The organism is Bacillus sp. UMB0728, assembly GCF_002858875.1.
In the GTDB taxonomy this organism is placed as follows: domain Bacteria; phylum Bacillota; class Bacilli; order Bacillales; family Cytobacillaceae; genus Bacillus_AB; species Bacillus_AB infantis.
Genome location: NZ_PKLA01000001.1, coordinates 977,303 through 992,894 on the forward strand (window position 1 = coordinate 977,303; position 15,592 = coordinate 992,894).

Below are 15,592 nucleotides of genomic sequence, written 5' to 3' on the forward strand. Positions count from 1 at the left end.
CCCGCTGGAGCGGGCTTTTTCTTATGATTCTTTCTCCTGATGGCTGGCCAGGCTTCCAATATAGGCCAGCTCATCTGCCGAATAAGCATCTGCACCGCCATCCAGGATTTTTCGGACGTCAGAGAGGTTTTCCTGAAGAGACACCGATTGCCCTTTTTGGCCTGTAAATGCTTCTGCTGTATAAAATGGCTGGGTCAGATAGGCTTCCAGCAATGCCCCGCGCTGATACCCCAGTGTTTCAGAAGATGGAAGCCTCTTTATTCCCCCGGCTTGGACAAGCGCCTTTAACTCCTTATATCGGCGAAGGAGCTTTTGCGCCTTCTGCTGGATGGTCAGATGGGCCTGATCCAGATATGCCCCCTCAAGGACAGATGAGGCAGAATAAATAGGATTCACGGCAGGATATAAATGCCTGGCAGCAAGGTCGGCATCAAACTGCCATAAGGTTTCCAGCGGCCCGTAAGGAAATTCTTCATCTACTGCCTCCCCTTTTAAATCGAGGAGGAAGGTCGTTACTGAGTCCGGACCGCCAGCATCCAGCCTGCCCTGCAAATCATGTATGGTTCCGTTTACCACATGTGCTCTGTCAGCAGCAAACAGAACATCTTGATTTTTTGAATGGTCAGTGAGAAGTTGGTATGCGTCCTCAATGGTTGCGGCAGAAAAATCGGTGTTGATCAGAATATCCTGGAGTTCTGGATACTCCCCTTCCGGAATGAGCAGGATTGTCTTGTAGCCTTCCTTCTTCAGCCGGAAAAATATCTCTGTCAGGAGGACAAGCTGCCCCATTCCCGGCCTTGCGACAAGACCGGCTGTCCCTCCTTTAGCCAGTGGTGCAAACAGATCGAGCGCCTTGATCTTCGTTTCAATCATCTCTGCCTTCTCCCCTCTAATGATCAAATCATCCAGGCTGCATTCTGCCAGTTCAGCAAGCGCAGCAATTGTCCTGACCTCTGCCCTTCCTACAGGGATCTTGCCGGTGCATAAATTGGAGACTGTAGCCGGACGAAGTCCGACTGACTTGGCGGCTGCAGTTAAATTCGGGACTTTTCTCCGAAGCAAGGCAACATTCAGGCTTAAATTTTCCAAATATTCCACCTCCTTCTTAAGAGTAATTTAAATTACTTTATAAAGCAACACAAACTTACTTTTAAAGGTAATTATAATTACAACGAAAACTAAATAAGAAGGCTCTCGCCTCCTCAACTCAGATAAAGAATCATATGGTCTTCGTCATAATAGTTTTCACCCATTTTCAATGCCCTTTTTTCAACACCATATACAGTAAATCCAAATGACGCATACAGCCTTTTGGCAGGCTCATTTCCACTTTCAACTGAGAGGGTGACCTGTTCTATATTATGGTCACCAGAGGCTTCAGAAAGAGCAGCTTCAATCAGCTTCCTTGCAGCTCCCCTGCCCCTATATTCAGGCTTTACGTACACGGCTGCAATTATGGCCCGATGCTTAAGCTTTAATTTAGTCTCCTTGATTAAAGCTGCCGTTCCGGCCAAAGCTCCTTTCTCAAATATGCCAAACTCTGCAGAGAGACCTGAGGCAAAACGCTTGGCGTAGAAATCGGCAGGGTTTCCGCATTCTTCTTCATAACTGGAAGCAAATGCTTCCGGTTTATTTTGCAGTGCTTCAAGCCGCAGCTTTTTGTATTCTCCTGCGTCTTCTGCCAGCAGCTTCCTGATTATCATATTTACTCCTCCTCTTTAACTGATTCAATTATGGCACAGGAAGAAGAATACCAATAGCTATTAAAAAAATGTGTCTGATTTTCTTTGAAACAGCTAAACTTCCAATCATTTTGGCATGAATAGCATATCTGAAAATAAGATAAATAATAAACAATGATCCCTGGAAACTTATAAAGCAGGTGATAGGATGGACCTCGAAAAAATGAAGCAATGGATGGAGCTTGCCCAGAAGGTGCAGGGCGGGGATTTTTGGAACCAGGTATTTGAACAGGGGCCAGGAGGCCAATTCGGGGAATCTGCGGCTTTCAACAGCTTTGCCGGCGAGCCGGGGGAAGCCGGCTACCGGAAGTCAGCCGAATTTCCGCTAGTGGATATATACGAAACAGAAACACAAATCATCCTGCTGGCAGGTCTGCCAGGCATCCAAAGGGAGGATGTCCAGCTGTTCCTCCAGGGTGACAGGCTGATCATCAGGGGAACTATTTACGTACCATACAGCGGTATAAAGAATATTCAAAAAGAAAGATTCCATGGGAATTTTGAAAGAGCTGTAAAACTTCCTGCCATTCCCAATGATAATAAACTTTCAGCAAAATTTATCAACGGCCTCCTGGAGATCAGCTACGGGAAGATCTCCCAGCCAGAGGAACAGATACCGATTGAATGAAAAACAAGGACTTAATGGTGTGGTGAGATATGGCGTTTAAACATTTACTTGGCAAGGTTCACGGTGACCGTCTGGCCGGGCTTGAATCTAGGATCGAATCTCTTGAAGATGAGTCTAAAAAAATCAGGACATGCGATGTCCATATCAGGCGTTTCCTAACCATCGAGAAAGAATTGGGCAGCCTGGTCGCCCTGAAAAAGAAATTCACAGCCCGGACACCTGCCGCTGGCATAAAACAAACCCCCGGTCCTGCTCTAGAAAATAATCAGGTTGAAAAAATGATTGATGCAGCACTCGGCCGCTGTCTCCAACAGATAGGAAACCTGGAGCAGCGTCTCCGGAATACTGAAAATGCCCTTTCCCGCCTGGAGAAAGAGAATTCAGAACTGAGGCGGGAAATCTCTGCTTTATATGCTGTCACAAAAGAAAATCCCCATGTGGACATACCTTCTGCCCAGACTGACCCCAAGAGCTCTCCACCTGTCATTTTTCAGGAATTCCATATTGACAGGTTCATAGTCGATAAATACGAATTGACCAATAATATCAATCAGCTGGGGGTAAAGGAACTCAGCGGCCAGATGAATATCGGCGCAACCTACGGAGGCGGCATCAGTCCACAGGACTTTTCCGGCAGCGAAGAAGAAAGCTCTGACTCATTAAAGGAAAAAGAAGGCGGTGAAGAACATTCTCCAGAGTGAGTGTTCTGTTCACCGTCTTTTGCTATCTGGTCTAACAGGCTCTGAAAAACCTTCTCTTTTCACGATTTCAGCATGCTCTTTTGCCAAATTTAATAGCGGGAAGCTGCCGGCCTGGATTGCAGCCATCAGTTCACTAGCCTGATTCCTTGCAAGATTATACATTTCTCTAGTTATTATGCCGGCATTATGGGCATCCTCCAGTTCTTCTTCATCCAGCAGATATACATTTCCTGCTGGCAGTACAACGATATCCAGGAACAGATCATCCATCCAGGGAATATTTTCTTCGAGTCCAATCTCATGACAGATATCGATATACCATTGGAGAATTTCTCCGTTCTCATCCATCATGGTCGTTACCGTATAAAATTTTCCCTCCGGAAAATGCTGAAGCCAGCTGTAGCCATCGGCAGCAATGCATATCTCTTTTTCTTCGTATTTGACTGTCAGTTTTTCCGTAACTTTGATCAACTCAATGAGAGCTAAGTGGCCCGTGAATTCTTTAGCATCGAGCCAGCATTGTGAATAAGCTCTGTCGGTAACACGCTTCCATGCGCCTCTCCTTCCGTCTACCCGTTTAAGCATAAAGATATCCTCCTTGTAAATACAGCAAAAAACTAAGTCTATTTTTATATAAATGTATTCACTTTTTTAATTCTTTTAACCAGCAATCCATTCCCCTTTTCAGCATAAAGCTAGTACCCTTATGGAGGCACATACGTCCCTCTACCCAGGTTATTCCCTTTCAGTTCCTTGTACCTGATGACCGGTCTGATTATTTAGAAATGCAAAATAAGGATGAAGGAGTCCTATTGCAGATGCTGTGATGATCAATATCCCAATAAGGAGGAACATGGGCCTGACTCCCCAAAGGCTTCCCAAAAGGGTTCCTGCAAGCACTCCCAAGGGCATCGCCCCCCTGATGATGAACAGCCTGGCCGAGAAAACTTTTCCTCTCAAATAGTCCGGTACCGTCTGCTGATAGATGACTGTACTTTGTATATTGAAAAATGCCATAAAAATTCCGGCAGCTGCTTCAATCGCTACCGCGGCTGCAAGACTGGCGTTAAACGCCAGCAGGATATAAGTCGATCCTCCTGCCATTAGCGCGCCAAGGATAGAAGTGCGGCGATTGCTTATTCGCACCTTCCCGACAAGAAGCGTGCCGGCAAGATAGCCCACCGGAAAGCCCGCCATAAAGAGGCCGTAGCTGCCGTAGCTCTCTGAAAGTTCGTCAGTTATGTACGGAAGATTAAGGACCATGGCGGCTCCTACCCCAAACTGGACGAAAGCAAGGAAAATCCCAAGCCACAGCAGCAGAGGGTTCCTAATATAATAGAAGATTCCCTCCTTGAATTCTTCAATCCATGTTTTTCTGATGGTCCTTTCTTCTTCTGGTTCTGCAATAAATAAAAGAAAGCTGCCGCTTATCAGCAGAAAAATTGTCACGAGCAGCAGACTCACCTCTGTCCCTGCTCTCTCAATAACAACCCCGCCCGTCATCGGGATGATCATGGACAGCAGTCTGACTGTACCGTCGAGTACAGCGTTGGCAGACTGCAGACTGTCTCCTTTTATCAGCGAAGGAAGTAAGGCCTGGCTTGCCGGGACATAAAATGGAGACACCAGCCCTACAGCGATCTGGGCAGCGTAAATATGCCAAACTTCAAGCTGGCTGGTACTGATCATCACAAAAGGAAGAAGAAAAAAAAGACTTCTTGTCCATTGTGAGACTACCATGATCCACTTGCGGCTCCATTTGTCGATAAATGGCCCTGAAATAAGCTGAAGGATGAGGGAGGGCAGATAATACAGCAGCCACATGCTGCCAAGAGCCAGCTTTGATCCTGTCAATTCATATACCATGATCGAATTACAGAAGGTGCCGAGTGCTCCCCCTGCTTCTGAAGCGGCTGCACCTGCCCATAAATAACGGAACGGCTTCAGTTTCCAGACCATTCACATCCACCCTTCAGATACCTCTCGAGCTCTCTTCCCAAAGAAAGGACCGCTTCTTTTTTCAGCCTGTATTTATGATTGTGCACTTCTGCAAGCTTGGCTGCCCTGAGAATCTTAAGATGATGGTGTACAGTCGATTTCCCGATATTCAGCTCCTCGGTAATATCCTGCAATGGCAGGTCCTCCTTGAAAAGGAGCTTGACAATTCGTAGCCTGAATTCATCACCGAGCGCCTTTTGCTTTTGAACCAGGAAATAATCCGGACTGTCCGGCACATCAGCCGGCAGGCTGCTGTTTGAAACCGGATAATAAAATACCTTTGTGCCTTCCAGATCTGCTTCAATGGTCCAGGGACGGTACACATATTGCGGAATCAGCCTGACAGTAAAAACACCAGGCTCTGGAAGGTAGGCAATTCCCCCTGTTGCCTGTTCAGCAAGGTCTTCAGGGGACGTCCTGGCAGCCAGCAGTTTTTTGTCATGAACATCTTTTTCCAGTATTGCTGAAAGCCTGTGTTTATCCGGTTCAATGGCTGCCAGGTACCAGCCTTCCATACTGGCAATAAAATGCTTCTTCAGTTTCCCTGGCGATTCCTTAAAGATATAGGCGATATATGCCGGGAAAAATTTATGCCCTTCCACATGACGGATTAATTCTTCAAGGGATTCAGCATGCCCGGAGGCTGCACGCTTCCTCGCTTCTTCTTTTTCCTGGCCCAGAAAAGGCAGACAGATCTGCTTCAGCTCTTTTCCATCCATTTTCTCTACAGCTGAAATAAATTCCTGCAGGGTGCGGGCTTCCACATGATGCAGAAGCTGAAGCAGCGACTTCCATGTATTATTCTTTTCAATATGATCCAGCTGATCCTTAAGGCCGCGAGAGGCCCCCGACCTGATTCCTGAAAGTTTTGCTGAATGCTCAAGCGTGTCAATCAGCGCCCCGTTGGTCACTGCTGCTATGCCAAGGGCGCACTCCCATAAAAGGGAATGGCTGAACTCCAGCTTGTAGCTCTCTCTCTTTCTTCCGGATAGATTAATATGTTCCATAGACATCTCCCTTACAAAGATACGGCGTATTATTAAATATTTTAAATTATCCGAAACTTTTATTCAATATATTCAGAACCGAAAGTTTCAAAAATATCGAATAGTTAAAAATCAAGGCACCGGCGTATGCCGATGCCTTGAATCATATCTTTTAATAAGAAGGCTATGATACTTTATCCTACTTATAAATTTTGCCTGCTCCATCTACATAGATGGATTTAACCATACTCCTTTCAAATGCTTTACCCTGGCCTGTTTTGCCGGTAATTTGGATGGTGAGGCTGTATATGCCTTCCTCTTTGAAATCTGAAGCATCAGGAAGCCCCGCTTTTAGGCCGCGGAAGGTTAAATAGCCGTCTCCCTTGCCTTTGGTATGAATCCATTCTGTTTTGTACTTCCTGCCTGCCTGCGCACTTTTCCAGCTGTTCAGCTCTTTGCTAATCCCTGGAATGCTACTATCTCTCTCGAGGCTGACCGTATACAGAAATCCGGTGCGTCCCGTTTTGCTGCTCACAGTCCATTTGCCTGGTACAGGATTTTTTATAGTAAATTCAGTAACATATGCCCCTGAAAAAAATCCTGAAGCATCTTTATAAGTTCTGCCGGCTGTATAACTGTTGCCCTGCTCATCCACTATCACCAGGTCAGGAAGGCGTTTGCTGCTCAACACAGACACTGAGGCTGCCTTTACTTCATTTTCAATAAGAAAGGAATCTTCAAGCATCTCATCTCCCATTCCACCGTGGATGATCATGCTGTCAGCCTGGGAAAAATCCGTATCAGTTAACAAGGGGGAATAATGATCTTTTTGGAAAGAAGTAGCAGTTAAAAAGGGATTCAGCTCGGGAAATATGACAGACCCTTGCTTTATGCTTGAATGATTCCAGGAATGCTCAGCTATGACAGGGAAGCCTGAAAGCCTCGAACTGATTAGGGGGACGACGCCATCATTCCTGCCATACTGGCTCAAATACAAGCCTCCCCAATATGTTGCCGATCCAAAGCTGCCCCAGCCGGTCCCACCGATTGTGTAAAAGGGAATCCGCTGTGCGTTCGAATGGGAGTCTGTCAAACTGCGGTAATAGCTCATATATCCTGTCTGAAGTGAGGCAGTTGCATCATTGCGGGTGCCGAGGAGTTCGGAAAGCCAGCCGGCGGCACTGCTATTGGCAAGGTCTGCGAGCTGTGTGCCGCAGTGGGGAGTAGATAGGGTGATTACTCGGGAGACATAAGGATATGCTTCATTATGGACGAGGGCTGTCTGACTATCCACACCGCCCTTGCTGTAGGCGACGACTGCCAGTTTTTTCTGCCCGAAATGATAATAGATTTCTTCAAGCATGCCTGCCAGCATCATTCCGTTTTCCCACATATCCCGATCCGGATAAAGATCGGCATATGCGGTCTGATATCCATATTCCCTTGCTATTTCAGGCATATCATTTTCCTCCAGCCAGACATTCGCAGAATTGCTGTAGCCGTGGATAAACACGAGCGGCGGAAGAGCTGGATCTACTATATTGGGACTTTCTCCGGGATACCATCGCCCCGGGCTCCCCCCGCTTCCACCGCCCCCTCCGGCAGATGATACCAGCGGAGCAGTAAAGAAAAAGAGCAACAGCATTACTGGAAGCGATTTCATAAAACCCCTCCTCCTTTCAAATTTTTCAGCTCCAGTGTAAGTTTTCCAGGCAAACAAAAAAAGAGGAGAAAGTTGGATTCTCCTCAATCAAACTGCAAATATTCTAATATATTGCCGAACGGATCTCTGAAACTTATATATTTCCCCGGCGGACAAGCTGCCGGCTCTTCCATCAGTAAATCAGCACCTTTGGATTTCAGGAGATTGACTTCATTTTCAATGTTTTCCGTTTGAAGCACTAGCACCGGCCCTGTCGCTGCCTTTCTATCTATATAATCAGCACCTTCACTTTCTTCCAGGATAATTGGCAGTTCCCCGTGTGCAAGCGACACTATTTTCGGGCCATACTGTTTGTTTACTTCGAAATCGAGTACTTCTGTATAAAACCGGAGTGCTTTTGTTAAGTCTGGTACATAAATCCCTATTGCACATAATTGAGCCATTACTGTTACCCCTTCCTTATTGGCAGCAAAGTAATCCTTTGCCGGATTCAATACTCTGCTTCAGGCTCGCCAGCATTTGGTCCCAGGCCGCTATATGCCATTGTTTTGCCTGATCCCACTGCCCGCTCTCTCCCCAGCCATCATGCTGCAGCGAGATTTGTACACCTTCCGGAATATCCTCCAGAATTACGGTTACTTTAGTCAGATTATGATCACTATTCATTAGACCGGCAAAAGCATCAGGCCCTTTCCATTCAAACATAAGCTTCTCTTCTTCTAAGATACTGAGGATTTTGCATCCTTTCGTATTCATGCTGCTCTTATCTGAGGGATTGAAATATAATTCGAACCGCCCTCCTGCTGCCGGTTCGATCACTGCTTCCGGGGCAAACCACTCGGTTATTCTATCTGATTCGGTCCACGCTCTCCAAACTAAGCTTTTGTCAGCCTGAATGATGATATCAGTTTTAATAGGCACGGCATTCTCCTCCTTTTTCCTGATTATACTGCCTTACTTTTCCTAAAAATTCTTCTAGTTTGCTTTGTTGGTTATTTTTTCAAACAGCAAGAGAGGAAGATTGATTAAGATTGGCGGATCATGGGGCAGCGGCTCCCTCAGCTGAACGGTGGCCTTGCAGTCCGTGTTTTTCTTAATTTCCACCGTTCCTTCCCATTTCCCCCTAAGGAATGTTTCCGGCTGAAAATACCTGAGGGGATTCATGCTCCACTCCAGCCCTGCTGCCAGCAGATAATAAGTTCCTTCCGGGATGTCTGTGAAAATGCATTGAGGGCTGTTATGGCTGAAAGCAGTCCCTTTGACAGGCCTCTGATCGGGAATCGGCTCAGGAAACAGTCCTGCAAAAATAATTCCCCTGAATCCCGGGGGAACCTGGATAAGACAGCTTACTTTTGCCCGGCTTCCCGGTGCCTCTGATTCCATTCTCTCAGGGAGCAGCGTTTTCGTCTCATCCATCATTTTCTGCAGCATTTCCATACTGGCTTCGTATCGTTTAGGGCTGATTCCCACATGATTTTTAAAGCGGGTTTGAAACGTACCCGGGCTAAGATACCCTGAAGCAATCCTTGCCTTAGTCAGTGAAGATTTCCTTGCCAGTTCTTCCTTCCCCATCTCGATTCTCAACGCACTAAGGAAATGCCTCGGAGAGATTCCTGTCGCCTTTTTAAAGATCCTCGTGAAATGAAAAAGGCTGTAGCCTGTTAATTCGGCAAGCTCTTTTGTGGTGATCTCTTCCTCAAGATGCTTCTTCATATAATCAATCGCCTTATCTGCAGCCTTCATCTGTTCTGGGTTCATATTTTCACCTTTTTCTTTTGGCTCTAGTTTCTATTTGCTCTCTGTCCTGCAAAACCCTTTTTATCAAAGAAAAAAGTAATGAGATTTTTTATCAAAATCACAATGTGTGCTTTCCAGCTCCCAATAAAAAAGATTCTGCCATTTTCCCGGCAGAATCTGATCTTTTATCTATTCAACTGTACCAGCCTGTTTTGTTATCTCGATCTGCTTGACTTTATTGTCTTCTATTTCCTTTACTGTAAAGCGCAGATGATGGTAGTCATAAGTCTCTCCTTCTTCAGGAAAATAGCCTAATTCCTTCAGCAGGAAACCGGACAAAACATCCTCTTCTTCCGGTATCTTCGTTTTGAAGGCCTCGTTAAGCCGATGGAGGGACAGCTTTCCGCTGCAGACAATGTGAGAGTCGGTAAGTTCCTCTATCAGCACTTCTTCATCATCGGTTTCGTCATTGATTTCCTGTCCGATCATTGCCTCAATGATGTCTTCATGAGTTATGATCCCGCGTGTGCCTCCGTATTCATCAAGGACGATAGCAATATGCTTGCGCTCTTTCATCATAAGCTTAAAGACCCTTTCTATTGAATGGAATTCGTATATGAATAAAGGGTCATTATCTGTATATTCATCCAGTGCATTTGAAAGGTCGAGGGACCAGGACAGGAGCTGTTTGCTGTGAAAAACCCCGACAATATTGTCCATATTCTCTTTGTACACAGGATACCGTGTATAATGGCTGTGCAAAACGATATCCCTCGCCTCTTCATATGAAGAGTCAGCAGGAATGCCGATGATCTCAGTCCGCGGTGTTTTCAGGGCATCTCGCACATCAAGTTCAAAGAAATCAATGACTCCTTTGATCCTCGTTGTTTCTTCATTATTAAATGTCCCTTCTGTTGTAGCAATATCCACCATTGTGATCAGTTCTTCCTTGGAAAAGCTGACTTCTGCTTCGCTGTCCTTCGAAAGCAGACGGATGACTCCCCTTGTGAATCTTGACAGCAAAAATGTTAATGGCTTCAGAATCATCATCAGAAAACGGATAACCGGGAACACGATGAAAGCAATTTTATCTGCAAAAGTTGCAGCAATGGATTTAGGAAGCACTTCTGCGAAAATGATCAGGACGACTGTCAATATACCGGTCGCAATCCCTACATTAATTCCATAATTGATTGCCACGATGGTGACCAATGTAGGAAGCATGATATTTGCTATATTATTGCCAATCAGGATAGCGGTGATCAGTTCATCCGGCTTTGCTACAGTATCAAGAAGCTTTTGGGCTTTATGATCAGCATTTTCAGCTCTTGTCTTCAGCTTCATTTTATTAACGGCAGTCAGCGCCGTTTCACTCCCCGACAAGAAAAAGGACATAAACAAAAAGAAAATTATTGCAATAAACACAGTTTGCCTCCAAGAGTTTTTTCTTCCATCATACCCAATATTAGAAAAATATACAAAGCATAAACCTATTCAACATTATTCTCCCTTTTCACCGTATAAAAATTCTTTTTCCGTGAAAGCTATAATTGCTGTCATCCTTAATGCATAAGGAGTGTTTGAAATGTCTGTCTTTGTCTACCAAACCTTTGAACTTAAGCAGGACAAGTTTGAAGAAGCTATTGAAAATATAAAAGCAATCCAGCAGCACAGAAATGAAATGTACGATCACAAAGTAGAAATCCTGACTCCTGTCACAGGGCCGGACCATACATATGCATTTCTGTGCACCTATGAAGGCCTGGCAGAAATGGAGCTTCAGAATAAAAGGCTTTTTGACGATGAAGACTATGTTAAGCTGATAGGCGATTTTTTCATCCAAAACATTGTACAGGGAAGCATTAGAACACAGATATTCCGTTCATTAGCTAATAAAGCATAAAAGGAGCTTTGCCCGTACAAGGTGTGCCTGCAAAAGATTTTCATCCGGCAACAGAGCACATGTGACAGGTGCTGCCCCGCCGCTGCTGCAGAGCAAATTTAAGAAATGGCCCGCTGGATCCGCGGGCCATTTCTTATATTTTAAATCGGCTGACAAGCTGATTGAGCTGCTTTGCCAAGTCTGCCAGACTGTTGGCATTTTGTTCAACATCGGTCATCACTGAATTGGATTGGATGATGGTTGCAGCTGTTTCTTCTACACCTGCTGCAGCTTCTTCGGACACCGATGCTATCGTTTCAACCGACTGGCTGATGGCAGATGTATTCGTATTAGCCTCCTCAAGGGTGCTGCTCATTTTGGAAATTGTCTCTCCCAGAGAAAGGATGGATCCTTTCAGGGTGCTGAAAGTCTCTTCAGTATCCTTCAGGCTTCCGGTGCCCCGCTGAACCTGTAAGTAGCTGTTCTTCAAAGCAACGGCAATTTGCTTTGATTCTCTCTGAATGCTGGCTACGATATCAGTAATATGAACCAGTGATGAGGTTACCTGCTGGGCAAGTACTTTCACTTCCTTGGCAACGACGGCAAACCCTTTTCCGCTGTCTCCTGCTCTCGCCGCCTCAATCGCAGCGTTCAGCGCCAGCAGATTCGTCTGGTCTGCAATACCCTGGATCACTTCAACAAGGGAAGCAATCTCCCCTGACTGCTTTTCAAGATCGCCAACTTTGGAAACAGAGGCCTCGACGGTGTCATGAATCTGTGTCATATCCTTTCCCGCCTGCTCCATTCTCTCCATGCCAATGGAAGCTTCCTTTAATACATTCCCGGCAGTATCCGACATAGATATTCCAAAATTATGTGCAGCCTTGATGCTCTGTGAGAATCTGGCCATTGTTTCAGAAAGATCAGATGCGGCCAGTGCCTGCTGGTCAGTCCCGGAAGCCAGTTCCTCCATTGTTGCCGATATTTGCCGGCCTCCTGCGGCTACCTCGTTGGCAGACTTTGTCAGGATACTGCTTTGGGTCTGTACCGAACCTGCAGCTTCCTGAATGGAGCCTACCATCTGGAGGAGATTTTCTTTCATATCGTCCATGGCACTCGCCAGGATGCCGATTTCATCTTTACCCTTCCAAGCGAGCGGGGTTCCTGAAAGATTACCTGATGACACCCGCCTGGCACTATCCACTACTGCCCTGAGATTTTTCTTGACTGTCCTGTTAATTAGAATGATGAATGCAAAACCAGAAGCAGAAGAAACAAGGATAGAAGCAATTAAAATGATGATGCTTGCCTGAAGCCTTTCTTCAGTACTGGCAATTGACTGGTTTTTCCCGGCCTCCACACTTTCTCTTAATTCATTCAAGCGTGCGATAACAGTATCCCTCTTGGTGCGGATATCATTCAGGACCGTCAAAACCTTGGCATTGCTTTCGATATTTGGTATAAGCTGTTTTTTAAACTGTTCATTAAGCCTCTCATCGCTTTCAATGAACTTAGCATAGAGCTCCTGCTCCTCCTTCGTTTTCATGCTTTCTTTCAATGCCTCATGCAGCTGAAGGAATTCGCCCGACTGCTTATCATAGTTTTCAACGATTCTCTGTGAGCGTACCTGAACATAATCCAGCACCATGATCGTCTTTGAGCGGTAAATGGAGCCCATCTCTGTCAGCTGAACAGCGCGCATGCTGTTCTCATCAATGGAAGCAACATCACTCTTAATCAAAGAAAACTGATTGAAAACGACTGCTGCTGATAAAATGAATAAGCAAATAGTAACAGCGAAGACAGCTATGTATTTCTTTCCCAAATTCCAATTTCTTAAAATAGTAAACATTATAGCCCCCTGAATCATCCTTTTTTACTATTATCGGCCGAGAATAAAGGATATTCAATAGAATAAACAGAAAATATTCATTTTTCAAAAATAATAATAGATAAATAGAACTATCATATAGAGAGCAGGAGGTAACAAGGTAGTTTACCAGTTAGAAGCTGCCATTAAACCAACTCTGCCCACTAATACATCTATATACTATGCAAAAAAAGCCGCCTGAAAGTTTATACGTGATTTATGGCCTCTGAGAACAGCTGCTGGCCGGTAACCAAAATCTCAAAAAAAATCTTAACTGAACATAGCGCAAGCACCTTGCACCTTAAGGAACGCAGACTAAGAACACACATCCTGCGGAAACGTCTTGAGACCCACATCCTGGGGGCCTTAAGACGAACCTCCCAGAAAGGCGTTCTTTGCCTTATTGGGAGGTTTGACTTGTGATCTCGGCGCAACTGCTGGACGTTGATCGAAAATTGAAAATAATCCACAAGACATACAATTTATAATTTCCTGAACAACAAAAAAGGAGAGGGCATGAATGCCCTTTCCTTTAATCAAGAATATTTTATTAACGGACCCTTACTACACGCCCGTTGAATTTCTGTGCCCAATAGCCGCTTGACATATTGGCAATTGCTACGCCTGTCGAGCTTTGTGATCCGATGAATTTACCGCCGCCAATATATATTCCAACATGTCCATCTGTTTTATAAGTGTTGAAGAATACAAGGTCTCCTGGCTGCATTTCGCTTGTGGAAACGCGGGTGCCTGAGTTTTTAAGAGAATCAGTGCTTGAACCGACACTAATGCCAGCCTGTGCGAAAGCCCAGTGTACGAAGCCTGAGCAGTCAAAACGGCCGTTGGCAACATCAGATGCAGTTCTTCCTCCACCGAAAACATAGACAGAGTTTCCGATATATTTATAACCTGCAGTGATGGCAGTATTGATATTGCCGTTTGCCTTCGGAGCAGGCGCGAACGACTGAGTACTGCTGCTTCCGCCATTATTGCTTGTTCCATTGTTGCTGCTTGATCCGCTGTTAGAAGATGCTGCTGTATTAGAGCTGTAGCTCCTTTGCACTGCTTTTGCAGCTTCGGCAGCCTGGCGCTTTCTTTCCTGCGCAATCGCGTTGTCAATTGAAGTCAGTTCCGATGCCAGTGAAGCATCTTTTTGAAGCAAGTCCGCTTTCAGGGCAGTAGCCTGCTTTTCCTTTTGCTGGACCTCAGCCTTCAGTACATCAATCTGGGCCTTCTGTTCAAGAATCTGAGCCTGCATGCCTTCAAGTTCTGTCTTCATTTCATTGAGGCCTGCCAGTTTTTGCTCAACAGAAGCCTTCTTTTCTTCGAGCTCCTTCTTATCCGCTTCATGCTCTTCCATCAAACCTCTGTCAGCCTCGACGATCTTAGCTACCGCTCCTACGCGGTCAATGAAATCACTGAAGCTTGTGGAACCCATCAGCACTTCAAGATAGCCTACTGAAGCACCGCTTTCCTGGAATGACTTGGCCCTTTCCTTCAGGACTTCATTCCTCTTCTCAATGCGTTCCTGAATGACAGCTACTTCTTTCTTCAGTTCTTCAATCTCAGCATTTGTAGCAGCAATTTGTTCTTTTGTTGTCGCAATCTTGCTGTTATTATCCTTGATTGCCTGATTGACGCGTGCAATTTGTGCATTCAATTTTTCCAATTCATTCTGAGCTTTTGCAATCTCTTGAGCTGCCTTAGAAATATTGGCCTGGATTCCAGAACGCTGTTCCTGGATTTGAGCTTTTTTGCTGTGTAATGTATCCGCATTAACTGCCGGGATGGAAAATGCACTTCCCAGGCCAAGCATAATTGTCGTGTTCAGCACTACTAATTTCTTTTTCATCGCTCTCTTCCCCCTGCTTCCCTTTGCCAAGCTATAAGACTCTCTCTTTATCTAATTGCAAAAGCCAACGGCAAACTATATGTATTTTAAATTTTAAATTCGATTGTTCTGTGACAAAATTCTATTAAATTAACCAATTTAAACCTTTTTTTCACAATTAGAAGTATAACACCCAAATCTTTCAAACAGGTAATAATTATATTACAGTTATATTTCAATCATGACATTAAACCACTTTTCTCCTAGTTTTTATGCTTTATATACCTTTATTTTACAGAAATACAGCGAAAATCTATCTAAACGTGTCATTTAGACATTTTTTTCTCCATACATTCATCCGGGTAAAATAGCATATAGTAAGCAGGAAGTTTTCCTTTGTATAATATTGGTTACAGTAACTCATTATTCCAATTTGCGACAACCACACTAAGGCTGGTGAAACTATGGCGAATAGAAAAAGAAGGAAAAAAGGCAAGCAGGCGGCCGGAAAACAAAAAGACTCGATTTTGATGGAAATTCTATCAGAGGGACTC

General features: G+C 44.9%; 15 protein-coding genes and 1 pseudogene. 3 read left to right on the forward strand and 13 right to left on the reverse strand.

Annotation, left to right across the window (positions count from 1 at the left end; all coding sequences use genetic code 11):
- Positions 1–21 precede the first annotated feature (21 nt).
- Both CYJ37_RS05085 and CYJ37_RS05090 read right to left on the reverse strand, forming a co-directional pair.
- Positions 22–1,089: a hypothetical protein gene (locus CYJ37_RS05085; RefSeq protein ID WP_101548302.1), complete on the reverse strand. Its 1,068-nt coding sequence runs from the start codon at positions 1,087–1,089 to the stop codon at positions 22–24.
- 113 nt (positions 1,090–1,202) lie between these two features.
- Positions 1,203–1,703 carry a GNAT family N-acetyltransferase gene (locus CYJ37_RS05090; RefSeq protein ID WP_101548304.1) on the reverse strand — a complete coding sequence of 167 codons (501 nt, stop codon included), beginning with the start codon at positions 1,701–1,703 and terminating at the stop codon, positions 1,203–1,205.
- 187 nt (positions 1,704–1,890) lie between these two features.
- Between CYJ37_RS05090 and CYJ37_RS05095 the strand changes: the two genes are divergently transcribed.
- Positions 1,891–2,370 carry an Hsp20/alpha crystallin family protein gene (locus tag CYJ37_RS05095; protein ID WP_009793195.1) on the forward strand — a complete coding sequence of 160 codons (480 nt, stop codon included), beginning with the start codon at positions 1,891–1,893 and terminating at the stop codon, positions 2,368–2,370.
- Between the two features lie 29 nt (positions 2,371–2,399).
- Positions 2,400–3,071 carry a hypothetical protein gene (locus tag CYJ37_RS05100; protein ID WP_009793194.1) on the forward strand — a complete coding sequence of 224 codons (672 nt, stop codon included), beginning with the start codon at positions 2,400–2,402 and terminating at the stop codon, positions 3,069–3,071.
- A gap of 9 nt (positions 3,072–3,080) precedes the next feature.
- Here the strand turns inward: CYJ37_RS05100 and CYJ37_RS05105 are convergent, their stop codons facing one another.
- The 8 genes from CYJ37_RS05105 to CYJ37_RS05140 all read right to left on the reverse strand — a co-directional run bounded on the left by CYJ37_RS05105 (position 3,081) and on the right by CYJ37_RS05140 (position 10,880).
- Positions 3,081–3,656 (reverse strand): DUF402 domain-containing protein, encoded by a 576-nt coding sequence (locus CYJ37_RS05105; protein WP_009793193.1) that lies wholly within the window; start codon positions 3,654–3,656, stop codon positions 3,081–3,083.
- Positions 3,657–3,806: 150 nt separating this feature from the next.
- The gene (locus CYJ37_RS05110) at positions 3,807–5,030 is read right to left on the reverse strand and encodes an MFS transporter (protein WP_101548306.1); all 1,224 of its coding nucleotides are present in this window, start codon (positions 5,028–5,030) and stop codon (positions 3,807–3,809) included.
- Entirely contained in the window at positions 5,015–6,076 is a 1,062-nt protein-coding gene (locus CYJ37_RS05115) for an ArsR/SmtB family transcription factor (RefSeq protein ID WP_101548308.1), read from the reverse strand. The genes CYJ37_RS05110 and CYJ37_RS05115 overlap by 16 nt, the downstream gene beginning before the upstream one ends.
- Before the next feature lie 178 nt (positions 6,077–6,254).
- Positions 6,255–7,718: an esterase/lipase family protein gene (locus tag CYJ37_RS05120; protein WP_101548310.1), complete on the reverse strand. Its 1,464-nt coding sequence runs from the start codon at positions 7,716–7,718 to the stop codon at positions 6,255–6,257.
- Positions 7,719–7,801: 83 nt separating this feature from the next.
- Positions 7,802–8,161, reverse strand: a complete 360-nt coding sequence (locus tag CYJ37_RS05125) for a VOC family protein (RefSeq protein WP_022544029.1) — start codon at positions 8,159–8,161, stop codon at positions 7,802–7,804.
- A 16-nt stretch (positions 8,162–8,177) separates the two neighbouring features.
- A complete protein-coding gene (locus CYJ37_RS05130; protein ID WP_009793188.1) occupies positions 8,178–8,639 on the reverse strand; it encodes an SRPBCC family protein in 462 nt (153 codons plus the stop codon).
- Between the two features lie 54 nt (positions 8,640–8,693).
- A complete protein-coding gene (locus CYJ37_RS05135) occupies positions 8,694–9,476 on the reverse strand; it encodes a helix-turn-helix domain-containing protein (RefSeq protein ID WP_101548312.1) in 783 nt (260 codons plus the stop codon).
- Positions 9,477–9,644: 168 nt separating this feature from the next.
- Complete coding sequence (locus CYJ37_RS05140; protein ID WP_101548313.1) at positions 9,645–10,880, reverse strand: hemolysin family protein; 1,236 nt, start codon at positions 10,878–10,880, stop codon at positions 9,645–9,647.
- A gap of 160 nt (positions 10,881–11,040) precedes the next feature.
- Here CYJ37_RS05140 and CYJ37_RS05145 point away from each other — a divergent pair, with 160 nt between their 5' ends.
- A complete protein-coding gene (locus CYJ37_RS05145; RefSeq protein WP_009793185.1) occupies positions 11,041–11,358 on the forward strand; it encodes a hypothetical protein in 318 nt (105 codons plus the stop codon).
- Between the two features lie 133 nt (positions 11,359–11,491).
- Here the strand turns inward: CYJ37_RS05145 and CYJ37_RS27980 are convergent, their stop codons facing one another.
- The 3 genes and pseudogenes from CYJ37_RS27980 to CYJ37_RS05155 form a co-directional block, all read right to left on the reverse strand.
- On the reverse strand, positions 11,492–12,448 hold the full coding sequence (locus CYJ37_RS27980; RefSeq protein ID WP_374703148.1) for a methyl-accepting chemotaxis protein: 957 nt from the start codon (positions 12,446–12,448) through the stop codon (positions 11,492–11,494).
- Positions 12,434–13,207 (reverse strand): annotated as a pseudogene (locus CYJ37_RS27985) (HAMP domain-containing protein); the annotation flags it as partial. The pseudogene CYJ37_RS27985 and the gene CYJ37_RS27980, both read right to left, overlap by 15 nt.
- A 550-nt stretch (positions 13,208–13,757) precedes the next feature.
- Positions 13,758–15,059, reverse strand: coding sequence for a coiled-coil domain-containing protein (locus CYJ37_RS05155; RefSeq protein ID WP_022544032.1), 1,302 nt, complete (start codon positions 15,057–15,059; stop codon positions 13,758–13,760).
- Positions 15,060–15,592 lie beyond the last annotated feature (533 nt).